The 22305-nt window shown below is 57.7% G+C and carries 20 protein-coding genes and 2 pseudogenes; 10 read left to right on the plus strand and 12 right to left on the minus strand.

Going from position 1 to position 22305, the window contains the following annotated elements; all coding sequences use genetic code 11:
* The 7 genes and pseudogenes from HNQ72_RS30830 to HNQ72_RS29070 form a co-directional block, all read right to left on the minus strand.
* Nucleotides 1–279 (minus strand): annotated as a pseudogene (locus HNQ72_RS30830) (Fic family protein); the annotation flags it as partial.
* A 587-nt stretch (nt 280–866) separates the two neighbouring features.
* On the minus strand, nt 867–3116 hold the full coding sequence (locus HNQ72_RS29045; protein ID WP_183997965.1) for a glycosyltransferase family 4 protein: 2250 nt from the start codon (nt 3114–3116) through the stop codon (nt 867–869).
* A complete protein-coding gene (locus tag HNQ72_RS29050) occupies nt 3113–6349 on the minus strand; it encodes a glycosyltransferase (protein ID WP_183997967.1) in 3237 nt (1078 codons plus the stop codon). The genes HNQ72_RS29045 and HNQ72_RS29050 overlap by 4 nt, the downstream gene beginning before the upstream one ends.
* Nucleotides 6342–8687 carry a UDP-galactopyranose mutase gene (gene glf, locus HNQ72_RS29055; RefSeq protein ID WP_210319759.1) on the minus strand — a complete coding sequence of 782 codons (2346 nt, stop codon included), beginning with the start codon at nt 8685–8687 and terminating at the stop codon, nt 6342–6344. Before glf ends, HNQ72_RS29050 begins: the two co-directional genes overlap by 8 nt.
* Nucleotides 8688–8765: 78 nt before the next feature.
* Nucleotides 8766–9944, minus strand: a complete 1179-nt coding sequence (locus HNQ72_RS29060; protein WP_183997969.1) for a glycosyltransferase — start codon at nt 9942–9944, stop codon at nt 8766–8768.
* A 324-nt stretch (nt 9945–10268) separates the two neighbouring features.
* Nucleotides 10269–10889: a response regulator transcription factor gene (locus tag HNQ72_RS29065; RefSeq protein ID WP_183997971.1), complete on the minus strand. Its 621-nt coding sequence runs from the start codon at nt 10887–10889 to the stop codon at nt 10269–10271.
* Nucleotides 10879–11148, minus strand: a complete 270-nt coding sequence (locus HNQ72_RS29070; RefSeq protein ID WP_343061664.1) for an ATP-binding protein — start codon at nt 11146–11148, stop codon at nt 10879–10881. Before HNQ72_RS29070 ends, HNQ72_RS29065 begins: the two co-directional genes overlap by 11 nt.
* Nucleotides 11149–11297: 149 nt before the next feature.
* Here HNQ72_RS29070 and HNQ72_RS29075 point away from each other — a divergent pair, with 149 nt between their 5' ends.
* The gene (locus HNQ72_RS29075; RefSeq protein ID WP_183997973.1) at nt 11298–11768 is read left to right on the plus strand and encodes an Hsp20 family protein; all 471 of its coding nucleotides are present in this window, start codon (nt 11298–11300) and stop codon (nt 11766–11768) included.
* A gap of 196 nt (nt 11769–11964) precedes the next feature.
* Nucleotides 11965–12159, plus strand: a pseudogene (locus tag HNQ72_RS29080) (SDR family oxidoreductase); the annotation flags it as partial.
* A 48-nt stretch (nt 12160–12207) separates the two neighbouring features.
* Here HNQ72_RS29080 and HNQ72_RS29085 read toward each other — a convergent pair.
* Complete coding sequence (locus HNQ72_RS29085) at nt 12208–12459, minus strand: hypothetical protein (protein WP_183997975.1); 252 nt, start codon at nt 12457–12459, stop codon at nt 12208–12210.
* Between the two features lie 218 nt (nt 12460–12677).
* The gene (locus HNQ72_RS29090; RefSeq protein ID WP_183997977.1) at nt 12678–12938 is read right to left on the minus strand and encodes a DUF982 domain-containing protein; all 261 of its coding nucleotides are present in this window, start codon (nt 12936–12938) and stop codon (nt 12678–12680) included.
* Between the two features lie 328 nt (nt 12939–13266).
* Here HNQ72_RS29090 and HNQ72_RS29095 point away from each other — a divergent pair, with 328 nt between their 5' ends.
* Genes HNQ72_RS29095 through HNQ72_RS29105 form a run of 3 tightly spaced genes read left to right on the plus strand, consistent with a single transcriptional unit; the run spans nt 13267 to nt 16729 of the window.
* Nucleotides 13267–15063, plus strand: a complete 1797-nt coding sequence (locus tag HNQ72_RS29095) for a YbhB/YbcL family Raf kinase inhibitor-like protein (protein WP_210319754.1) — start codon at nt 13267–13269, stop codon at nt 15061–15063.
* Nucleotides 15064–15110: 47 nt separating this feature from the next.
* Entirely contained in the window at nt 15111–16160 is a 1050-nt protein-coding gene (locus tag HNQ72_RS29100; RefSeq protein WP_183997979.1) for an alpha/beta hydrolase, read from the plus strand.
* 23 nt (nt 16161–16183) lie between these two features.
* On the plus strand, nt 16184–16729 hold the full coding sequence (locus HNQ72_RS29105) for a DUF4142 domain-containing protein (protein ID WP_183997981.1): 546 nt from the start codon (nt 16184–16186) through the stop codon (nt 16727–16729).
* A gap of 145 nt (nt 16730–16874) precedes the next feature.
* On the opposite strand, the gene HNQ72_RS29110 is transcribed toward HNQ72_RS29105, so the two are convergent.
* Together HNQ72_RS29110 and HNQ72_RS29115 are read right to left on the minus strand one after the other, a co-directional pair.
* Nucleotides 16875–17591, minus strand: a complete 717-nt coding sequence (locus HNQ72_RS29110) for a cyclodeaminase/cyclohydrolase family protein (protein WP_244654633.1) — start codon at nt 17589–17591, stop codon at nt 16875–16877.
* Nucleotides 17504–17692, minus strand: a complete 189-nt coding sequence (locus tag HNQ72_RS29115) for a SemiSWEET family sugar transporter (protein ID WP_244654635.1) — start codon at nt 17690–17692, stop codon at nt 17504–17506. Before HNQ72_RS29115 ends, HNQ72_RS29110 begins: the two co-directional genes overlap by 88 nt.
* Here HNQ72_RS29115 and HNQ72_RS31210 point away from each other — a divergent pair.
* Nucleotides 17604–17840: a hypothetical protein gene (locus tag HNQ72_RS31210; RefSeq protein ID WP_244654636.1), complete on the plus strand. Its 237-nt coding sequence runs from the start codon at nt 17604–17606 to the stop codon at nt 17838–17840. The two genes, HNQ72_RS29115 and HNQ72_RS31210, sit on opposite strands and share 89 nt — an antisense overlap.
* 51 nt (nt 17841–17891) lie before the next feature.
* On the opposite strand, the gene HNQ72_RS29120 is transcribed toward HNQ72_RS31210, so the two are convergent.
* Nucleotides 17892–18188, minus strand: coding sequence for a hypothetical protein (locus HNQ72_RS29120; protein WP_183997987.1), 297 nt, complete (start codon nt 18186–18188; stop codon nt 17892–17894).
* A gap of 139 nt (nt 18189–18327) precedes the next feature.
* Between HNQ72_RS29120 and HNQ72_RS29125 the strand changes: the two genes are divergently transcribed.
* The 4 genes from HNQ72_RS29125 (at nt 18328) to HNQ72_RS29140 (ending at nt 22291) form a co-directional block, all read left to right on the plus strand.
* The gene (locus HNQ72_RS29125) at nt 18328–20367 is read left to right on the plus strand and encodes an NAD(+) synthase (protein WP_183997989.1); all 2040 of its coding nucleotides are present in this window, start codon (nt 18328–18330) and stop codon (nt 20365–20367) included.
* Between the two features lie 49 nt (nt 20368–20416).
* Nucleotides 20417–21016, plus strand: a complete 600-nt coding sequence (locus HNQ72_RS29130) for a cysteine hydrolase family protein (RefSeq protein WP_183997991.1) — start codon at nt 20417–20419, stop codon at nt 21014–21016.
* A gap of 23 nt (nt 21017–21039) precedes the next feature.
* Nucleotides 21040–21654 carry a flavodoxin family protein gene (locus tag HNQ72_RS29135; RefSeq protein ID WP_183997993.1) on the plus strand — a complete coding sequence of 205 codons (615 nt, stop codon included), beginning with the start codon at nt 21040–21042 and terminating at the stop codon, nt 21652–21654.
* Nucleotides 21655–21745: 91 nt separating this feature from the next.
* The gene (locus tag HNQ72_RS29140) at nt 21746–22291 is read left to right on the plus strand and encodes an NUDIX hydrolase (protein WP_183997995.1); all 546 of its coding nucleotides are present in this window, start codon (nt 21746–21748) and stop codon (nt 22289–22291) included.
* Nucleotides 22292–22305: the final 14 nt, after the last annotated feature.

The following is a 22305-nucleotide window of genomic DNA, read 5'->3' on the forward strand; positions in this document are numbered from 1 at the left end:
CTCCGCATAGCCGGCAACCTCTTGCTCGTCGCGTGTCGTAAACGACCCCAGGCGAATGTTTGCCAGCAGCTTTTCGACCTCTCGATCGGTGAGGCGTGCCCCTTCGATACGGGTGGAGGAACCGACGCTTTCGATCGTGGCGACACGCCGGAGGCCGGACAGCCGCTCAGGCGCAATCCGGCCGATCGCACGCCAAGCACCCTTGAATTCGTCAATTTCGGCGATCAGCGACAGAATTTCAGGCGTGATCCGGACGGTCGCCGTATTTAGAAATTCCATTTGCGCATCCATTCCCATCCAATTTTTAAGGCGCTGTCATGCACTATTTATCCATCCAATTCCATCCAATTTTCACGAAAGAGTTCGTCAGATCTATCAGTCGTGACCTGGATGACTGGCCATTCCTCAATTGAATCCAGACTTTTGCAGCGAGACGAGAGACGATGTACGAGGACGACAGCTATCAGCAACTCGAGACGCCCCTCCAATGTCATTGGCAAGGCACTGGCGACCGAGGACGAGGATTTCTAAGTCTCTGACGTCTCTAGCAGTTCGGATGAGATCGACGCGGAACAACCGCGGGGCCGTAGGTTCGACCCCGCTCAAGAGCAGAGCCCATCTTGGACCAACCTTATACACGTTGATCGGATGGGCGGAGCAAGGTTCAAATGCCTGCTCGATCGATTAGGCGATCATCTACCCTCGACGCCCCTGTGACTTTTGCCACTCGTACATCAAGTATCTGAGCCTTCAGATCTGTGATGAATAAAGCGTCTCATACGGCGCGGCGATGGCGCTCTGTGAGATGCTGTTCGTTTTCGTGCGAATGAAATGAAGGAGTTGCGGCTTGAAGCGGGCGCCAGAAATCAGACCGAATCGAAATAGGAACTGTCAACCAACACGCTCTGCAGGGGTTGATATACCTCTCTGCCAGAAGATGTAATTTCGGCAGACAGCAAGCCGTTTGCGCAGGCACGGCCGTCGTCCCACCCTGGATGGTTGACGATCGGATAGAGGCAGAGGCCCTCCATCGGCACGCCAGATTTGATAGCTACTTGCACTTCGCCTGAAACATAAGAGAACCAAGGCGCTCGTCGTTCGTCCTCGATGCCCGTTTCCGCAACTAGCAGCGGCCGGCCATAGCGCGCATAAGTCTCGAAGAGGATTTTGGAGAAGGGCTTATAGAGCGGGTGGCCGATGTCGATCGGCGGGCCGCCGTGGATCCACTGGTTGTTGAAATAATAGTTCACACCTATGATGTCGAGATATCGCTCATCACCGCCGATCTGCGGCCAGATCCGGCCGGCGATCAGATCCCAGCCCTGGAACTGGGATTGCCGGTGGCCTTCCGCATGACCGCGCTCCCATGGGCGCAAGGGATCGGTGATGACGTTGATGACCGGATCGCAATGCACGAAGCGTGCCCGGGGTTCGACATGCAGGATCGCCTCCATGGCAGCGATTGCCGCTCGGGCCAGTTGCACCTTCAGCTCGAAGCCGCGACCATTGGCAAACGGGTTTAGGTAGCCCGCATCGCCGCCGCCCCAGGAGAAGAACGAAATTTCGTTGACCGGGCAATAGAAGGGAACGGCGTCGCTCTCTTCCCTTACCGTGGTTGCGCAAGCGCCGGCGTATCTGGCAAACCGGTCTACGAAGCCGGGCGACCAGATGTCGAGGTCGTCCGGCCAGCCGTAATGCAATAAGTCCCAGACGACCTGCGCGCCGGTCTCGGTCGCGGCGCGCAGCATCGGGCGTATGCTGGACCAGTCATAACCGCTGGATTTGTCTATCAAGTGCCATCGGAAACCGTCTCGTACCGTGCGAATACCAAGGCCGGCCAGTTGCCGATAATCCTGCGCCGCATGCCGGTCGTGACCGACCGCATCGATTATGTCGAGGCGACGGCCCAAAGCCTCGCCAGCGCCCGGGCGAAGCCGATGCGTCGAACACTCGAAGCCGCCCTGAAGAAAGGAGCGGAACACGCCGGTTGGAGCGGCTGACTTGCGCTCACTCAGAGTGTCGCTGAACAAGTTTTGCCATTGCGGCAGCACTGCTTCCACAGAATAGGCGGTCTCGACCTTCTGCCGCAGCGCAGTCCCAAGTACGCGTCGGCGTTCGGGACTGGTTATCAGGTCGCCCAACGCGCGGGACACCGCGAGCGGATCGTCATAAGGCACGAACAGGCCGGATATGCCGTCCTCGATCTGCTGCATGGCGCCGTTGTCCGGCGTGGCGATGACGGGAAGGGCGGCAGCTCCCGCTTCCGCGATCACATGCGGCATGCCTTCTCCACGCGACAGCCAGACAAATATGTCGAAAGCGGACAATAGATCAGGAATATCCTTGCGGTCGCCAAGGAATTGCAGCCGGTTCCCGAGACCGTACTGGCTGGCCAGCGCCTTTAACCGGTCGGCATAGTCCGGCACGAACGCGTCCGGCCCGCCGACAACAACGAACCGCGCCCCTTTGTGGATGGTGCAGATCATCGATGCAGCCTCGAGGAACTGCTCTACGTTTTTCTTCGGATCGAGACGGCCAACCCAGCCGATCAGAACTTGGTCTTCTGCGATGCCGATGCTTGCCCGCTTGTCAGCCCGCCGTGCCGGGTCGAACGAGGCAAGATCCACCATGGACGGGATTTCGATCGCATGTTGCTCGCGGCCCGGCATGAGAGATGCGGCAGCATCGCGTATCGAGCGGCAGACGCCGACATAACGGCTGGTCAGATGTTTTGGGCCGGCAAGAGCTTCGGAAACCAGGCCACCGTGTTCGATCAGTGGCGGACGCAGGTGCAGGCGTTCCAATGCCGGATAGATATCCGCGACATTCTGGCAGGAAACGACAATGTCGTATGCCGGAACCTTAGATGCAAGATAACCGACGGTGTCCTCAAATGAGAGGTCGTAAGGGGTCGTATCCACATCTACCCCGAGTGCGCGGAGTTGTTCGTGGGTCTGTTGCGGCATGCCCGACTTGCGAAAGCACGCCACGACATCGATACGATACCGCCGCGGATCGAGGTTCTTCGCCAGCAACCGGACCTCGGTTTCCTCACCGCCGACCACGAGCCATGCGAAGACGAAAAGGATCCGGATAGGCGCGGGTTCCGCTGTCATTCGCTCACCTGGAACACGACCTGAAGAAAGTCTGGGCGGTTTTCGACTAGCTCCGCGAGGAAGACCGGAGCGTCTTCAATCGGCACGACATGCGTCACCATATGCTCGCGGATCGTGGCGCCGTCCGCAATTAGCAGATCAATGGTGGCCAACGCCAGCCGGCGGCGGTTCCACGACCCCGTCAGTCCACGTGGTACACGGTTGATCTGGGCGCAGCGGATGTTGAGGCCGTTGTGGTGAAACTCCTCGCCCAGCCTTAGCGCATCGGCGCCACCTTGGTAAAAGGCAAGGTCGATAACGGTGCCCTGAGGTCTCAGTGCTTTCAACGCCGTATGAAGACTGCCGGAATGGGCGCGCGTCTGGAACACAAACTCTGCTCCGCGACCCAGCCCGTCATGCCAACGGGCCTTGGCGTGCTGCCACACGTGGTCTTCCGTCATGGCGGTCAAGCCCATTGCTTCCGCCTTGCTACGGCGAAACTCGGATGGGTCGGTGATCACCACTTCAGAGGCTCCAAGCGAACGGGCAAATAGTGCGGTCATCAACCCGACGACACCCGCACCGATAACGATAACAGGCCGGTCCTGCAGGCCGGCGCCGAGTGACGGCACATGGGCGCCAAATGCGTCGGCATCCGCGTGAAGGATGCCGTTCGCGGCAATCGGCCCCATCTGCGCGACCAGCACGCCGAGCAATGGATCGATCTGCGGCGGCAGCGGCACGAGCAGGTCATGGAAGGGATTCGCAGTATGTCCGGTCTTGTGTGCATAGGTCGTCGCGACGATTTCGCCTTCCAAGAACCCATGCGCACGAGATTCCGACACGCGAGCGACTTCCATATAGCCAAGGAATGGCACGGGATAATGCAGGTCCGGCTCGTTCTCGATAAATACGCCGCGCTCGCTATCGAAACGGGAGCGGAAATAAGGATTGGTGTTCTTGAGGAAGGTCATCTCGGTGCCTGCCGAAAGACCCGTATAAAGTGTGTCAAGCCGTATCTGCCCCTCGCCGGGAGGGCCTTCCTCGTATTCGAACAGATAGGGTCGACCGGGCGCCTCGACCCCGAGAGACCTGATCTTGCGATGGCCCGGCGGCATGCCCTGCGGAGCCTCTGGTCGCGGCTGAAACGTGAGCGGAGCCGGTTCCACCCGCCTCAACTGTGGAGGGTCGAGCCGGACCGGCTCGCCGACCTGTGCCGATGACATTACCGCAAGCGCCAGGCGATGGGTGGCAAGCGCCTCGCCATAGGGGCAGCGAATGCGATTTTCACCGCCGCGCACGGCATCGATGAAGTCGCGATCCTCCCGCCACACCGGATCACCATCCGCGCCGCGCACCGGCCGGCCGCGACCAACATCCACCATGATGTCGCGGTCGGTTAACTCGATCGCGAGCTTGTCGGCAAAGATGTGCAGGCCGACCCTGTGGTTCCAGCCGAGCAGGCAGGTTGAGGCGATGTTGGCAACGACGCCGGTTTCGAATGTCAGGTTTGCGGTGGTCACCGTCGGGACGTCGAGCCCGGGAAACTCCTCGCGATCCTTGTGTCCGACACGTCCGTAGACTTCCGTGACTTCGCCCACCAGAAAACGGACGAGGTCCAGGAGATGCGTCGTCTGCTCGATCATCTGGCCGCCGGACTTGTCCTGCTTCCACCACCACTGCGGCGGCGGAGTCGAATCCAGCCAGTAGCCGGAAAGAAGCTGCGCTGGATTTTCGGCCAAAAGCGCGCGCGCCTCGTCGACGATATCGAGATAGCGCCAATGATAACCGACGCCGGTGACAAGGCTCTTCGCCACGACGGCTTCGGCGATTTCTTCCGCTATCGCGAGGTCGAGGGATACTGGCTTCTCCACAAAAAAGGGAATGCCGCGTTCGATCAGATCCCGTTCCGGCTCACCATGAGCGAACGGTGGCACACAGACATAGACGGCGTCTGGTCGCACCGCATCCAGCATGTCTCGGTGGTGCGCGAAAGATTTTGCACCGAAGCGCTTGGCAGCTTCGTCGGCGCGGTCGAGATCGGGATCTGCAAAGCCGACAAGCTCGACATCATTGAATCCCGCGAGGATATCGAGGTGGCGCCGGGCTATCCCGCCGGCGCCTATAAAGGCCAGACGTGTCTTATGCATGGAGCCGTTCCTTTGTCTGTACTTGCCTGGAATAGGAAGAAGCCGGTCGTAGATAGCACCCGTTTCGGCAGCCATTCGCTCGGCTGAAAAATGGTTATTAAGACGTTCGCGGCCTGCCGTCCCAGCCTCGGCCATTCGGGTGGGATCGCTCAGCGCCCGACCGATTGTGGCAGCAAGCGAGTTGGGATTTCCCGGTTCGGCATAATAAGGATGATTGTCGCCAAGAGCCTCGACCGTTCCGCCAATGCTGGTTGCGATCACCGGCACACCGAGCGACATTGCCTCAAGAACTGCAAGCGGAAGGCCTTCGAAGCGCGACGGTAGAACAAAGAGGTCGGCCGCTGCCAGGATCTCGTTGACGTCCGTGCGCTGGCCGAGGAAGCGGATATTGTTGCTGATTGCAAGTTCGTCCGACAGGGCTTCGATGCGCGGCTGCTCTTCACCCGACCCGATAAGAAGCAGCTTTATTGCCGGATAGGTTTCCAACACTTCGGACAACGCCCGGACTAGCGTCTCGTGATCTTTCTGAGCGGTAAAACGGGCGACGGTGACGAGCAGAGCCTCATCGCAGATGCCCAATGTCCGCCTGGTGTCAGAGACGGACTTCGTCGGCTCGAGCGGATGAACGCCGTTAAGCACCACGCTTAGCTTTTCCGGCGCGATATGCCCGTCGAAGCTTTGACGCGACGCCTCCGAGACGAGGATATGATGCGTAACGTTACGGGCCTCATGCTTGTAGAGCGCCTGTTGCGCCGGATCTGTCAGCAGATACGGGAGATGATCCGTGCGCATGACCGGGATACCGTGAGCCGTGCCGGCCATCGCAAGACCGTGGCCCTCCCAGCCTATGCCGGCATGGATGTGCAGGAGATCGATTCCGGCCCGCGGCAGCCAGTCGCTGAACTCATCGAGATCAGGCGAGATCTTGATGGCGATGCCAGCACGTGCGGCACGTGGCAACAGCCCCGTCCTATCCTGGGAGACCAGCGATATGGTGATATCGTAGCGCGCGGCCAAAATTTGCCCGAGCGCCAGAATGTGTTCTCCCATGCCGGACGGGTTGAGACTGTCGGTCGCAAGGAGGATGCGCTGACGATCACCCACCCGAGGCGTCCGCCAGTTTGCCGGTTACGCCGCGCTTTGCAACAAGGCGGCGGTAAGTAGCGAGCGCCTGTCCGACCACCTGATCCATATTGTAATATTTGTAGGTACCGAGGCGTCCCACGAACGTCACATCGTCGTGCTCGCGGGCCAGTGCCTCATACTGCTTGTAAAGCGCCTGATTTTCGGCACGGGGGATCGGGTAGTAGGGGTCGCCATCGGCCCGGGAATATTCATAGCTGATGCTGGTTTCAGGATGAACTTGGCCGGTTAGGTGCTTGTATTCCGTAACGCGGGTAAATGGCACATCCTCGGACGGATAGTTGATGACCCCGACCGGAAACATGCGCCGGACGTCATGTGTTTCGTGGCGAAATTCTAGACTGCGGTAGGGCAGGCTTCCGAGACGATGGTCGAAATATTCGTCGATCGGGCCGGTAAAGATGGTATGTCTCGCCAGGCCCTTGCGATCGAGATCGGCGAACTCGGTACCGACCATGACCGTTATATTCTCGTGATCAAGCATCCGTTGAAACATCCGTGTGTAACCCTCAAGAGGCATCGCCTGAAAGGCATCGAGGAAATACCGGTCGTCCTCGTTGGCGCGGGTCGGTACGCGAGCCGTCACGGAACGATCTAGTTCGGACGGATCGAGACCCCACTGCTTGCGGGTGTAGCCTTCGAAAAATGTCTTGTAGAGGTCCGGACCTATCTGCGAAATCACTACGTCGCGCGATGTCAGAATTGGGTCGCAAGGTCGCGCGCGTTCCGAGAGGAAGCGAGCGGCGTCTGCCTCCGACCTAAGATCGACGCCGTAGAGCGCGTTCAACGTCGTACGATTGATCGGAACGGGCAGGCGCAAATTGCCGACCTGAGACAGGACCCGATGTTCATAGGGTCTCCACGCGGTGAAGCGAGACAGGTAGGAAAATACGTCGTCACTGTTGGTATGAAAGATATGCGGGCCGTATTTGTGTACGAGAATGCCTGCAGCGTCATGGTAGTCATAGGCATTGCCTGCGATGTGCGGCCGACGATCGCAGACGAGCACTTTAAGATCACTCTCGGACGCCAACCGTTCAGCTAGCACCGAGCCTGCAAAACCCGCACCAACTATCAGGTAGTCGTAAGCCATGGACCCTAAACGGGTAGTGCGAGGAAACTGTCTATCCGCCGGCATCTGCCTGCGCGCGCCAGCTTGCTCCACGATCAGCGACATGTTCTTGAACGTTGTATCCCAGGACGACGTTGCGAGGTATTTATCGACATCGTCGCGCCAGAGTGTGCCGGATCGTATCAGGTCCAGCGCCCCATCGCAGGCCTTTGCAAATTCATCAGCGTCGTCTACCAGAAAAACGCCCGGGATGTTGGCATAAGTGCGCTCCACATCCCTGATGCGAGTGCTGACAACAGGTCGGCCTGCGGCAAGGTATTCCGGCGTTTTGGTAGGGCTGATAAAACGGGTCGCCTCGTTGAGCGCAAATGGCATCAGGGCCGCGTCCCAACCCGCGAGATAACCGGGCAAATCGGCATAAGACTTCTGACCGAGGTAATGGATATTGGCGGCGCGCGGCAGTTCCGCCGGTAAAATCTTCACGACAGGTCCGACGAATACGAACGATTTATCGGGAGACGCGGCCGCCAGCATGCGGATCAGATCGAGATCGAGACGCTCGTCTATAACGCCGTAATAGCCAAGCCGCGGACGGGGTATGGATGCCTGATCCGATGGTTCAGCGTCGATAATGCGAGCGGTACCGAAGTGGTTTATATCGACGCTTGAGGGAAAAGCGTGGATGTTGTCATGCAGGTGCTTCTTGGCCTCATAGAGACTGACGCCGCCGGTGAAGACCGCGTCTGCCCGTGCCAACAGGGCCGCTTCCGCATCCTTGAGGCTTGCAGGCGCGAATTTGAAATTCGCCAGTTCGTCCATGCAGTCGTAAATCACAGCAGTCGCATCGACATGTTTCGCAAAACCGAACATAAGCGGCGTGTAGAACCACAGAATCGGCCGTTCGGCGCGGTGTAGCTCGACCAATTCGTTCAAAAGGCCGCGCAGGGCGTTCTCGCGTTCCTGCTCGTTCCACCAATGCGGCACGCGTGGCCGGATTGCTTTGACACGGGTATTTTCAAACGGATGGATCTCGAGGTAGGGCAGGTGATGATCAGTCGGAATGAATTCCTCGAAATAGAAAACCCGACGTTGAGTGGAGAATCGCTCCATCAGATGCTGCGGTCGTTGCAGCACGAAATCCCATCGGAGATGCGAGAAACAGATGAGTGGGATGTCTGCCGGTTCGGTCGCGATGGTGGACAGTGTGAACGAACTCTGCAGATTCATCGAATACCTCGCCATGATTTGATCTCCTAACAAGGAATGTGAAGCCAAGTTCCTTGAAGGGCGAAATTAGATTTTCGCTTAAAGTAAAATCGGAGGTGGATTTTTGGCGCGCCGCTTCTGCGAGACGAGTTGTGCGAGCTTCTTCTGGCTGTGCGGCCAAGTCCAGTTAGAGAGTACGGTGTTGCGGGGGGAAAAGCTGTCGAGGTTTTCCAGAATGTCTAATATGGCGAGGTGAAAGTCTTCGGCCGATGCAGTTAGTCCGGTCTGCGGAGTGATGTACTGTAGACCGCAACTCAGCCCGCTATTGGCTAGAACTGGAATGCCCGCCAGCATATACTCGGTGAGGATGGCCGGCGCGCCATCGTCGACCCCGCAGACAACGCCCATACGCGACAAGTTCATCAGCCGATTTACCTCCGCAAACGGTACGCCCGGTGGTTCGATGAAATCCACGTCGACACCCTTGTCGGCGACCTGCCGGCGAAATTCCGGGACCAGCTCGCCGTAACCGCAGACGCACAACGCCTTGACCGAACGGGGTAGTCTGGACAGAGCATCGAACAGGATGTCGTGCCGCTTGTAGGGCTGTGCGGCTGCGACATAGACGACATCGTAGGTTTTTGGCAGATCGAGCGGCCTGAACGTCGTGTCCGAGGCAAATTCCGGCCCCACCGGCATGATTGCTGTCATCATTGTCGGATGTCGGCCACGGACTGCCTCCGATTGCCAGTCCGCTCCCGTTAGCACCAGATCGAAATGGCGGCTTACTTCAGAGGGAATGCGCAGCGCCGGCGCATCGATGGAATTGTAGATCTTGAAGCTTTCGCTGCATGCGTCGAGGATATCTTCGCTCACACCAAGCCCCCAAACGCAAAGAATGTCCGGCGGTCCGAATGCTGCAATGTGCCCAAGCATGTCATTGGACCCGAACGGCGCTTCTGGACCGTTCATCCTAAATGCCCGCCGTTTCAAGTGGGGACTGTCACCGGTCCAGTCCGCTGGCGGAATGTCGCCGCGCCAGTGCGTCCAGATTTCCGCGCAATCGGCAAGCCCGGCGCGTAAGGCTGACAATGGAAGTCTCTCGATATAACCGCCGTCAACCTGGATGGGGCCTGCTGGACGCACCGGCCCGGGTATGCTGCCCCGCGAGCCGTCGAGCCACTGTTGCCGATATTCTTCAACCGAGGGCAGTTGCGCTGTTTTCCACTCGCCGTCCTGAAAGTCGCTGATGACGACAATGCGTCGATAATCAAACATGTAGGACCGAGATCTTGTGATGATGATGTGGTCGACTGCTCAATCGCTTTCGTCGACTGAAAACGGATCACCAGGTAAGAGGTTCCACGGATCCACGGCCTGCGAACCTTGAGGATGACCCCGCTTGAAGAAGCGCAACCGTTCCTCGCCAGTTCCGGTTGTCTCGATTACCAGCCCGTCGTGTCTGCAATATAGGGTATTTCAGTCAATTAGTTTATCCTGAGGCATAGGGTCAGCGGTTCAGATGTCAGCAAGAGCTCCAAAGAACTTTGGTTCGTGCGTTGTGGCGGAAGCGTCACTAGCCCGGCACCTTAAGGGCCCAGCCTACAGCAGGCCATCTGCCATTTTGACCAAGTGCGCAACTGAGGTCGCTGCCATCTTGCTCATCATGTGGCCCCTGTGGAGTTTTACCGTCGGTTCCGCGAGCTGTAGCTCGCCGGCAATCTGCTTGTTCAGTTTCCCCGCAACGACCAGTTTCATAATCTGCCGCTCACGCTCGGTCAGCGTAGCGTATCTTGACTGGATAGCAGCTTTGGCAGTTCTATCTCCCCGGCGAGAGGCGTCATTGGCAATTGCTCGATTGACGGCCTCCAGCAGATCTTGCTCCCTTACGGGCTTAGTAAGGACATCTATCGCCCCGGCCTTCATTGCCCTTACGGCCATCGGTACATCGACATGCGCACTGATGAGCACGACGGATCGCGGATGAGTGCTGTTCGCCAACGCCTCTTGAAACTCAAGCCCGCTTTGGCCGGGAAGGCGTATGTCCAGAACGATACACCCGGCCTTTTCAGGATCATCTGCTTCAATGAACTCTTTGACCGAGCCATGTGTCTCAGCGCTCAGACCAACGGATTCGAACAGTCCTTTGAGCGCATCGCGAACGCTTTGATCATCGTCGATGACAATGACAATTGGCCGCCTGTTCTTCCTGTCATCGATCAACGGATGTCTCCTTGAAGCTTGAAAGCGTAAATCTGAATGCGCTGCCACGAGGATGATTGGCGGTCGCCCAGATCCGCCCTCCATGGGCTTCGACAATGGAGCGGCAGATGGAAAGACCCATTCCTATTCCGTCGGATTTCGTGGTGAAGAACGGCTCGAAAACACGGTCTAGTTGTTCCGGCTTTATCCCTTGTCCGGTATCGGAAACAATCACCTCGATTTCGTCTTCCTCGTCCATCGTGCAGCCGACCCGAATCACCGCTTCGAGGCCTCAAGGTGTCGCCTCGGCACTATTCATAATCAGGTTGAGAAGGACTTGCTGGAGCTGGGTGGGGTCCCCGAGAACATCGACAGGCTCCGGCGGCGGATTCCCCGCTTTCTTCCATGTTGCTTTACGGAGGATATGGTATGAGAACTGAACTTGATTTTGCCCCGCTCTATCGTTCGAGCATCGGCTTCGACCGCGTGTTCAATCTGCTCAGCAATACGCAGCGCCTCAACGCGATCGAGACTTGGCCGGCCTATGACATCGTCAAGACTGGTGAAGACGACTATCGCATCACGATGGCGGTGGCAGGCTTTGGCGAAGGCGATCTCGATATCACTCAGGAGCGCAATGTCCTGGTGATCAAAGGCGGGAAGGCTGAAGAGCTGCAGGGCGAATATCTTCACCGCGGCATCGCCGGTCGTTCTTTCGAGCGAAAGTTTGAGCTCGCCGATCATGTGAGGGTGGAAGGGGCCGATCTGAAGAATGGCCTACTGACAATTGCTCTGAAGCGCGAGGTGCCGGAAGCCATGAAGCCGCGCAAGATCGAAATCGGCGTTGCTTCAGCCGCTAGCGAGCCGCTCCGGCTCGAAGCCGACCGCAAGGTCGCCTAACCCGAAAAAGAAGAATTAACGCTTGCTATCAGCCGGCCCGATCTGGGGCCGGCTTCCAGTCATCGCTCGGTACCGAGCAACGAAGGAGGTCTGTATGTTGCTCGCTCAATTCGACAAGCCCCTCTACGCACAGCGCCGGTATTTCGTGCAGGAAATTACCAGACTGGATGACGTATTCGATTTTCTCGACGATACGAATACCAAGCTTCGAAGGGAAAACGAGACGGCAATTCCGGTCGTTTGGCCAGAGGGTCAAGTACCTATCACAGGAGGGCGTCCGGGGCGCAGCGAAGACGTAGCCGACGTCATTGCTTTCTTAGCATCAGACAGGTCTCGGCATATCACCGGATCACCGATTTGGGTCGACGGCGGTCAAGGTCTACTTCGTTAGTGACGCATATCAAGACAATCAACGCGAGTAACTAAAGTGAGCAGCCGCCTAGACGATGCGCTCCCGAAGCGCAGCTGATGGCACCGCTTCATCAATGGTTTCCCGAGTGGATAGCTTCTTGCGCACCTCGACGCCTATCTGCGTCAAGGTCACTTTAGCACTGCGGATTTCGCCATCAAGTTCGACAAGCCCATGCTCGCGAGCCTCGATTAAGGTCTTTAGTCCCACGCCTTTTGGAGGCTTTGCCGGCAGATGTGGATCGCATGCATCGAGTAGCACGAGAAGGCGTTGGTACTGCATGTAAGAAGAGCTGCCTCGTTGAACGTGAGCAGATTAACAAAGTACGGTTCGCCCACACAACTAGCGGTCACAAGTCTGTCCGTTGGCGGACCAAGCGCCTCCGCTCCCGAGGCCCAGCCTGCACACTCGGTTTAACGATGTGCCAGCGGTCGAACGGGCCCGAAAGGCGGTGATCAACGCGCCGTGACAAGCAAGTTACTCACTCAAGAGAACGGCAGCTAATGACGGCGCACGTCAAACTGGCTGCGGGCCTCCGCCGCGGCGGCTTCGAATGCTTGGCGAGCTTCGTCAATGGAACGGTGACCGGCAATAGCACCGCGGCAGGCACTTCTCGCACGAACAAAGTCCGCTCCTTGTCGAGCAGGCCAATTTTCTGTCAGGTGCACCAAGGCTTCGAACGGCCCTTTGACTTTCTGCGATCCCGAATTTGGGAACACTATTTCTACCGGTTCATCCCACCGAGCATTTGGACCAGACATTTTCTTTTCCCTCAAACTATCGACCTGTCAAAACGAAACTTGCTACGCGAAGTTCCAGAGATGGGCAGAGATTAGGCAGACTGGAATGAAATTAGGCAGCGCAACGGAGCCGACTGATCCGACGAATGCATTTCGCGCCTCGCCAACTCACGAAACAGCTAACGCACGCCTAATTACTTAAAGACGTAAAGCAACGTCGGATTGCGCTCCTCTGAAAATCACGGCCGTCGCTTGAATTTTTACATCCGTGTTTTGGCAAGGTGTTTTCCGCGTAGCCGGAACATTTGGTCCTCTCCAAGGTTTCCAGCCAAACCTATGGGAGACTTCGATGAAATTTGGACTAGCACGTGCCGCCATGTTTGCGGCCGCTTCGATGTGGATCACGACGGCGGCGCAAGCGCAGCAGGGGGACGGGACGGAAGTCCAGATCACCACCAACGTCTTCAAACCCAACAAGGTCGCGCCGACAAGCGATCGGATTGGCGAGCTCAAGGTTCCGGAAGGTTTTTCCGTCCAACCGTTTGCACAAGGCCTCGGCAATAGCCGCATCATTGCAGTCTCCGACCAGGGCTTTGTCTATGTGAGCCGGCGAGAGGAGGGGGACGTCCTGCTTTTGAAAGACGATGATGGGGATGGCAGGGCTGACAAGGCGCCCGTGCAGGTCGCCGCCCGAGCTCAGGCTCACGGCCTGGCGATCAAGGACAACAAGCTTTATCTCGTCACCGTCAAGGAAGTCTTCGTTGCCGAGATAGAGAAGGATGGCACGCTCGGACCGCTTGAGATGATCATCGGTGATCTCCCAGATTCCGGCCAGCATCCCAACCGGGTTATGGCGTTCGGTCCTGATGGAATGCTTTACATCAGTGTGGGTTCGACCTGTAACGCCTGCAACGAAAGCAATGCCGAGAATGCGACGGTGTTGCGCGCCACGCCGGACGGCAAAAGTCGCACGATCTTTGCCTCCGGGCTTCGCAACACGATCGGCTTCGACTGGAACCGTGAAACCGGTGAACTCTGGGGCCTCGATCACGGCATTGATCTGCTTGGCGACGAGATCCAACCGGAGGAACTCAACAAGCTTGAGCAGGGAAAGCAATATGGGTGGCCACACGTGTATGGCGAAGGCGATATTTACCCGCAATCGACCCCTGTCGGTGGTCTGACCAAACAGCAATGGCGCGATCAAAGCCAGCCAATGGTGATCGGTTATACAGCTCATGCTGCACCGATGCAGATGAAGTTCTACAGCGGCACGTCCTTCCCGGCACAGTATGCTGGCGACGCCTTCGCAACGATGCGCGGTTCATGGAACCGCAACCCGGCGTCCGGCTATGAGATCGTCCGTATCCGTTTTGAAAACGGCGCGCCGAAGTCGATCGAGCCCTTTCTCACCGGCTTTCTGACGGACGGCGGCAAGACACATTTTGCCCGTCCTGTCGGCCTTGCCGTTGCCAAGGATGGTTCTCTGCTAATGGCCGACGATGCCAACGGCGTGATCTATCGCGTGGCCTATACCGGCAATGACCAGAAAGCGACTGACAGCAAAGCTGTACCAGCGGATGCGATGAAGGCGCAGGCCGACAAAGCTGTCGGCGTGCCACTCGCCAAGGATCGGCCGGAAACCGAAAGCAAGGGCACAATCAAGATATCGTCGACGGCTTTCGCGACAAGCGGTGCGATCCCGTTGAAGCACAGTGAATACGCCGATGGCGTTTCGCCGGCGCTTCGCTGGGAGAGTGTGCCCGGCGCGGCCTCCTATGCCATCCTCATGGAAGACCCGGACTCTCACCCGATCAAGCCGTTCGTGCATTGGGTGGCGTGGAATATTCCGGACTCCGTTACCAGCCTGCCGGAAGGGCTGCAGGAGCAGCTACGTCTTGTGGAACCAGAAGGCGTGCTGCAGGGTCGCAACAGTTCCGGCACGCATGGCTATTTTGGGCCGAAGCCGCCTGTCGGCGATCCCGCGCATCACTACCACTTCCAGATCCTAGCGCTGGACTCGATGCTGGACATTCCGCCAACATCTGACCGCGACGCGTTCCTTGCCGCCGCCTCCGGCCATGTGCTGGCCAAGGGTGAACTGGTCGGCACCTATCAGCAGAAGATCGAGCCTCCGAAACAATAGGCCGGCCTCCGTCTCCAGCTCCCCCGCTCTCACGTTCAGGAACTGTCATGCTTGTTTCACTCAACACCTTAAGAATCGCCGGACTGGCTATCGCAATCGCATCCACATCAGCAGTCGCGCATGCTCAGCAAGCGCAACCCGATCCCCAGATGCAGGCGGTGCTTGATGCACTGAAGGGGCTTGACGCCAAGCCGCTGCACACCTTGAGTGTGCCGGACGCCCGCACTCAAGCAAGTGCTGCCGACGCGGCGCGTACTGTCCAGCGCGACAAGAGAATTTCCGCGCTGCCGGAGGCCAAAGTCGCGACCAAGGACATCGCCATCCCGACCGCGGGCGGGTCACTGCCCGCACGCGTCTATATTCCTGAAGGAGACGGCCCATTCCCCGTCGTGCTTTACTTCCACGGCGGTGGCTGGGTGGTTGCGGACATCAACACCTATGACGCTACACCGCGCGCTCTGGCACTTGGCGCCAAAGCGATCGTGGTATCGGCAGACTATCACCATGCGCCAGAGAGCAAATTTCCTGCACAGCACGACGACGCATGGGCGGCTTATACATGGACTGTCGAAAACGTTCACACGCTCAATGGCGATGCAAATCGGATTGCCGTGGCCGGAGAAAGTGCGGGCGGTAACCTTGCTGCGAATGTTGCTTTGATGGCGAAGGCGAAGAAGACGACAATGCCGATTCATCAGCTTTTGGTCTATCCGATCGCCGGCAACGATATGACCACACCATCCTACCAGGAAAATGCCAATGCCTCGCCGCTTGGAAAGGCAGATATGGAGTGGTTCGTCGGGCATGTCTTCAAGTCGAAGGACCAGATTTCGGATCCTCGCATCAACCTCGTCGGGCGAGACGATCTGGGAGGCCTTCCATCTGCAACTGTCATCACGGCCCAGATCGACCCCCTCCGTTCGGAAGGCCAGGCTTATGCCGACAAGATGAAAGCGGCTGGCGTTTCGGTGAACCTCATCAACTACGAGGGGGTAACCCACGAGTTCTTCGGCATGGCCAAGGTCATCGACAAGGCAAAAGATGCCGTTGATGCGGCCAATGCGGACCTTGTCAAAGCCTTCGCCAAACGCAAGTGAACAGCGGCCAAATGGAGTCTCTCATGAAAAAGTACACATTGATGATGACCGCTCTGTCGGTCTTGCTCGTCACTCAGCCGCTTGCGGCGCAGGAGATGAAACCCAAGCCTGCAGGCGACGCCGCGCCAATGATGGTCGTGGATCGGGCGACATTCGTTAAAGTCGTTTCAACCTCGAACGAATTCGAAATTCGCTCCAGCGAGCTTGCGAAGCAAAATGCCGAGCACCAGGGCATCGAGCAGGCAGCTGACATGATCATCGCCGATCATAAGAAGGCTGGCGAGAAGCTGAAGGCGACGCTTTCGGCCAAGGACGCGGCTCCGGCCGAGCCGCTCAAACTCGCCCCAAAACATCAAAAAATGCTCGATCAGCTCCAGGCTGTGAAAGGCAAGGATTTCGACGCGCTATATCTCGACATGCAGGCTCAGGCACATATGGAGGCCGTCGCCTTGTTTCGAACTTATGCGGGGACCGGTGATGATCAGGAGCTCGCAGGATTCGCCAAGGAAACCCTCCCAAGTCTCGAAACACATCTGGCTCACGTCAAGATGCTCGTCATGCATCAGTAAGTGGGTCTCAAGCGATGGGCGGCCGCTTGTAGGACCAGAATTGCGGGTCAGATCGCGATCGTTGCGCCTCTAAAGGCTGGTGCGGCAAAGATGAACCGGCGGAGAAAACGCCGCTTCGACGAAGAGAGCTGCGGGCCTTCCCGCATCATGAGCGCCGCAGCCCCAGCGCAAGTGGTCTGCACCGCAATGCTGCGACGGCGACATCATGTCGTCGATAGAGCTCACGCCGATTTTGCCGCGTTCGGTTGCCAAGGTCATCCGCCGTTTCGTGCTGCAGATTGGTTTCAACTGCCATCATTACCCCAGCAAAAGCCCCGCTGATCAATTCGACGCCGCCGAAGAAGTCGCTCGCCACGGATTTTCTGATTCCAGGCTCAGCCTCGTCGCAGTGTTCCAGAAGCTCAACAAGCAGATGAGCTGCCGCTAGCGGCTCCCGCGTTGCGTCAGTGAGCGCGCGATTGTGAACGGTTTCGTCGGTCCCATCGCGGAGAGCTTTAATAAGCGTGAGCGCCGCCTCCCGGTCCCGCTCACCTGCATCGACCAATCGGACAGAGATCGAATCGAGCTTTTCGATTGCCATGTCATTGTCGATGCTGTGTTTGCCCGAGACCGCAAAAGCCATTCTGACCATGGCAACGCCGATCCGGGCAGCGATGAGCGATGCTGAGCTGCCGCTAATTGTTGGCTCAGCGCTGCCTACTCGCGAAAGAAGTTCTTCGAAGTGCACGTCCTGCAATCTCATTTGGTGACCGTGATCTTTCTTTACAGGCGCGGCTAACGTTGCATATGGGCGCGGATTTTGCGGATGAGGATATAGCCTGAGAGACAGAAGCAGATCGAATTCGTGAGGATGATCGGCCACTCGGTTCTCAGGATGCCGAAAGCTGTCCACAACGCGAAGCCAACGACCGTCAATGCGTACATACGTGCGGAGATCGCAGCGGTATCACCGGTTTTAATCACCTTCCAGACCTGCGGCACAAAGCTCGTCACCGAGCAGATCGAAGCAAAATATCCTACTAGTAATGCCGTATCCAATGATCGTTGTCCTCTCTACCGGATCGAGCGGATAGCGCTGGATCATCTTAGCGTCGGCCGCCTGGCACCGTGAAATGGCTCATTCGTCGGATCGTTCGTGAACCGCTTGCAGCCACCTAACACACTAAAGCCGCTCTATCTCCGTCGCACGAACGACGATCTCATCCTCGAAGAGCTGGTTTTCCAGCCGTTCACGGAATTGCGCCCACCAGGTACGGTCGAGCGTGTCTGTCATGATTTCGACAATGACAATGCGGTCCCGCTCGAGGTCGCCGTCATCGCGCCACAAACCCTCTGCCGGAGCATTTGAATGAAGGGTCGCACCGCCAAACCGATCCGTCAGTTCGGCGCGAATGGTATCAAGCTTTTCGCGCGTCAGGGTTTTCGTCAGCGGAAGCAGGATTTCGACTAGATGCGGCATTTCCAAATCCCTTGTTACTCGTTCTCTAACTTGACGGGTTGTCGTCGGTTCCGCGGAACCGTGCGAGCGATCGCGGGTTTCGCATGTGTCTGGTCGTATCAACTCAATCCCGGACCAACGCTTACGGAGATGATCGCCTATGGAATTTCGGTCGCCTTACAGTCATGGCTTTGTGCGGTGTGCCGTCTGTACACCAGCATGCGAGGTCGCAGATCCGGAATTCAACGCCAAGGCCGTTCTTGAGCTTGCACGCCATGGACACGAAAATCACGTTGCCCTGATGGTTTTCCCTGAACTCTGCCTCTCCGGTTATGCCATCGACGATCTACTCGGCCAGGATGTTCTCCTCGATGCAGTCGAGGGGTCAATTGGTGCGGTTCTCACGGCAAGCGCGGACCTTGATCCAGTGCTTTTAATCGGCGCCCCGCTACAGCATGAGGGACGGCTATTCAACTGCGCTCTGGCAGTTCACGGCGGAAAAATCCTTGGGGTCGTGCCAAAGACCCATCTGCCAAATTACCGTGAGTTTTACGAGAAACGATGGTTTGCTTCTGGCCGCAATATCAGGGATACCGAAATCAATGTCGCCGGCCAGAAAGCACCGTTCGGGGTCGACCTGCAATTTGCGGCGCGAGACATTGCTGATTTTATTTTTCATGTCGAGATCTGCGAAGATCTGTGGGCACCGGCGCCACCAAGCGACTTCGGAGCCCTCGCCGGCGCGCTCGTGCTTGCCAATTTGTCTGCGAGCAATATTACGGTCGGAAAGGCCGATACACGCAAGCTGCTCTGCTCGGCGCAATCGGCGCGGACTTGGTCAGCCTATCTCTACTCGGCTGCAGGTCCGGGCGAATCGACCACGGATCTTGCCTGGGATGGGCAGGCCTGCATCTATGAGCTTGGAGACTTGCTGGCTGAGACCGAGCGCTTTCCTGTAGGCCCACAGATGGGTGTCGCGGACATCGACCTGGAGCGGATGCGGCTCGAGCGCATGCGAACTGGTACTTTTAATGACGCGGCGACACTGAATCTTGGCGGCAATACGTTTCGCCGCATCGAGTTCGACTTCAAGGCGCCATCAGGTACGATCGAGCTTGTTCGACCTGTCGCTCGGTATCCATTTGTGCCCGCCGATCCGGCCCGCCTCGACCAGGATTGCTACGAGACATTCAACATTCAGGTCCAGGGGCTGATGAAGCGGCTCAAGGCCACTGGCATCAAGCGACTTTGCATCGGCGTGTCGGGCGGACTGGACTCGACGCACGCCCTTCTCGTCGCAGCGCGGGCCTTCGACCAATTGGGCTGGGCACGCTCCGACATTCTTGGGTTCACGATGCCAGGCTTTGCGACCGGCGATGGGACAAAGACCAACGCGTGGGCGCTAATGCGAAGCCTGGGCGTCACCGCGGACGAGATCGATATCAAGCCGTTGGCAACGCAACTTCTGAAGGATCTGGAACACCCATACGCCGATGGAGAGCCTGTTTACGACGTGACCTTCGAGAACGTCCAGGCGGGATTACGCACCGACTTTTTGTTTCGAGCCGCCAATCAGCGCGGGGCTCTCGTGCTTGGAACAGGTGATCTGTCAGAGATCGCCCTGGGCTGGTCCACCTATGGCGTCGGCGACCAGATGAGCCACTACAACGTCAATGCGTCGGTCTCCAAGACACTGATCCAGCATCTCGTGCGCTGGGTGATCAATTCCAACCTCTTTGAAGATGAGGCGGGCGAGACGCTCGGCCGCATTCTCGATACCGTGATCTCGCCGGAACTTGTTCCGGCTGACGACGACGGATTGATTCAAAGCACCGAAGACAAGATTGGTCCCTACGACCTGCATGACTTTTTCCTGTATTACATAACGCGCTTTGGTTTCAAACCGTCCAAGGTAGCCTACCTGGCCTACTCCGCTTGGCACTCCCGGCAACAAGGCGCGTGGCCCCCAAATTTCCCTGAAGCTAAGATGCGTGAGTTTGACCTTCCGACCATCAAGCATTGGTTGGAGGCCTTTCTGTTTCGGTTCTTCACGACAAGCCAGTTCAAGCGTTCCGCTTCCCCGAACGGTCCCAAGGTGACGTCTGGGGGGTCGCTCTCACCGCGGGGCGATTGGCGAGCGCCATCCGATGGCAATGCCCGTGTCTGGCTTAAGGAATTAAAGGCGAACGTGCCGGATTGAGCGGAACTCCGTCGCTCTTTGACGGTTCGTGGCCCTGACGGAGGTGACGATGAAGGTTGTTGGCGAATGGCGGCATATCTGTGTCGATGCTCAGCGGATGTTTTGCGAAGATACGCCGTGGCACGTCCCCTGGATGATGCGGGTCCTGCCCCAGCTCCAGGAACTATCCGAGCGCCATGCTGCGCGAACAATCTTCACGCGTTTCATTCCTCCGACACGCGCTGAAGACGCGATCGGGAGCTGGAAAGACTACTATCGTAAATGGTGGATGATGACAGGCGAACATCTGCCAAAGGAACTCCTCGGTCTCGCCCCCTCGCTGCAGGCACTGGTTCCACCCGCACGCGTCTTCGACAAGATGGCCTACTCGCCCTGGGTCGACGGCAGGTTGGCCTCTCGCCTTCGGCAGGAGAATGTCGATACGGTCGTCGTGTCGGGAGGCGAGACGGATGTCTGCGTGCTCGCAACCATCCTTGGCGCAATCGACCTCGGCTTCCGCGTCATCATGTTGAGTGATGCCGTCTGCAGCGGAGCCGATGAGACGCATGATGCGGCCGTCGATTTGCTCGGCGATCGGTTCTCGGTTCAGCTCGAGCTGATGCAGACAGAGGCATTTCTATCCGCTGCAGCAGACCAACCCATTGCCTGATATTCTAAAGGAAAGGAAAAGATATGCTCAAAGCACTGGCATTTAACAGCACCCTGAAATCCTCCTCCGCATCGGAGGCATCGTCCACCGGAAAATTGCTTGAATTGATTTCTGAGGAGTTCCGAAAACATGGCGTCGAAACAGAGACGATCCGCCTTGCCGACCATGACATCAAGCCAGGCGTGACCTCCGACGAGGGTCTCGGCGACGCATGGCCAGCAATCCGGGAAAAAGTCCTTCAAGCTGATATCCTGCTGATCGGAACACCGATTTGGCTCGGTCAAACCTCCAGCGTGTGCAAGAGAGCCCTTGAGCGTATGGATGCGTTTCTGGAGGAGACAGACGATCAAGGGCGGATGGTATCCTATGGTAAGGTCGCAGCCGTTGCCGTCGTCGGCAACGAAGACGGTGCGCACCATGTTTCGGCGGAAGTGTACCAGGCGCTGAATGACGTCGGGTTCACTATCCCTGCAAACGCCGTCGCCTACTGGGTGGGTGAAGCCATGGGATCGACCAACTTCGTCGATCTGAAAACGACGCCGGAAGAGGTGCAGACAATGATCTCAATGCTTGCACGCAATACCGCCCATCTCGCTGGCCTCTTGAAAGCCTCGCAATATCCTGGCGAAGAAGGTTAGGCTCAATCTGCCCTCACAGTATCTTGTGCCATCTGGGGACTTTCCAGGCACGCCGATTGCCTCAGCCTGCCGAAGCCTTCAGACTGATCGGATGAAGCCAGAAAAGAAGAAGCGTCAGCCGAAAACACGCAAGCAAGCGACGATCCTGCAGCAGCTTGCCGAGGCCCCGCAGACGCTAGCGTTTCGCAGCTTTCGCCATCAGTGCGGCGCGATCTGCTTTCGCCTCCAGGGCGATGTGGATGTGGAGGTTCTGCTGATCACCTCGCGCGACACTGGACGATGGATCGTTCCGAAGGGGTGGCCGATGAAAGGAAAGACGTCTTCGCAATCCGCCGCGATCGAGGCTTATGAGGAGGCGGGGGTCCACGGAAAGATCGGCAAGAAACCCGTCGGACGTTACACCTATCTGAAATCCCTCGATAATGGGGATGTGGTTCCGTGTGTAGTGGAACTTTACACTTTGGAGGTGACCAAGACCGACGAGGACTTCAAGGAAAAAGGCCAGCGCCAGTCTGCATGGGTCGCGACCGACGAAGCCGCGCGGCGGGTCAGGGAGGTGGAACTGAAATCGTTTCTGGCCGGTTTCAAGCCAAGGAAAAAGGGTTCGCGATTACTCGGACCGACGTCCAACAACTAAGGTGCGGCGACTGG

The organism is Aliirhizobium wenxiniae, from assembly GCF_014201355.1.
GTDB classification, from domain to species: Bacteria; Pseudomonadota; Alphaproteobacteria; order Rhizobiales; family Rhizobiaceae; genus Neorhizobium; species Neorhizobium wenxiniae.

What these genes read in the sequence shown, in the direction of transcription:
- glf (WP_210319759.1), bottom strand. Translation starts at nt 8,687, where the DNA reads ATGAATCTGCAGAGTTCGTTCACACTGTCCACCATCGCGACCGAACCG.
- HNQ72_RS29100 (WP_183997979.1), top strand. Translation starts at nt 15,111, where the DNA reads ATGCTTGTTTCACTCAACACCTTAAGAATCGCCGGACTGGCTATCGCA.
- HNQ72_RS29090 (WP_183997977.1), bottom strand. Translation starts at nt 12,938, where the DNA reads ATGTCTGGTCCAAATGCTCGGTGGGATGAACCGGTAGAAATAGTGTTC.
- HNQ72_RS29140 (WP_183997995.1), top strand. Translation starts at nt 21,746, where the DNA reads ATGAAGCCAGAAAAGAAGAAGCGTCAGCCGAAAACACGCAAGCAAGCG.
- HNQ72_RS29105 (WP_183997981.1), top strand. Translation starts at nt 16,184, where the DNA reads ATGAAAAAGTACACATTGATGATGACCGCTCTGTCGGTCTTGCTCGTC.
- HNQ72_RS29085 (WP_183997975.1), bottom strand. Translation starts at nt 12,459, where the DNA reads ATGCAGTACCAACGCCTTCTCGTGCTACTCGATGCATGCGATCCACAT.
- HNQ72_RS29060 (WP_183997969.1), bottom strand. Translation starts at nt 9,944, where the DNA reads ATGTTTGATTATCGACGCATTGTCGTCATCAGCGACTTTCAGGACGGC.
- HNQ72_RS29135 (WP_183997993.1), top strand. Translation starts at nt 21,040, where the DNA reads ATGCTCAAAGCACTGGCATTTAACAGCACCCTGAAATCCTCCTCCGCA.
- HNQ72_RS29075 (WP_183997973.1), top strand. Translation starts at nt 11,298, where the DNA reads ATGAGAACTGAACTTGATTTTGCCCCGCTCTATCGTTCGAGCATCGGC.
- HNQ72_RS29130 (WP_183997991.1), top strand. Translation starts at nt 20,417, where the DNA reads ATGAAGGTTGTTGGCGAATGGCGGCATATCTGTGTCGATGCTCAGCGG.
- HNQ72_RS31210 (WP_244654636.1), top strand. Translation starts at nt 17,604, where the DNA reads ATGCCGAAAGCTGTCCACAACGCGAAGCCAACGACCGTCAATGCGTAC.
- HNQ72_RS29125 (WP_183997989.1), top strand. Translation starts at nt 18,328, where the DNA reads ATGGAATTTCGGTCGCCTTACAGTCATGGCTTTGTGCGGTGTGCCGTC.
- HNQ72_RS29120 (WP_183997987.1), bottom strand. Translation starts at nt 18,188, where the DNA reads ATGCCGCATCTAGTCGAAATCCTGCTTCCGCTGACGAAAACCCTGACG.
- HNQ72_RS29045 (WP_183997965.1), bottom strand. Translation starts at nt 3,116, where the DNA reads ATGACAGCGGAACCCGCGCCTATCCGGATCCTTTTCGTCTTCGCATGG.
- HNQ72_RS29095 (WP_210319754.1), top strand. Translation starts at nt 13,267, where the DNA reads ATGAAATTTGGACTAGCACGTGCCGCCATGTTTGCGGCCGCTTCGATG.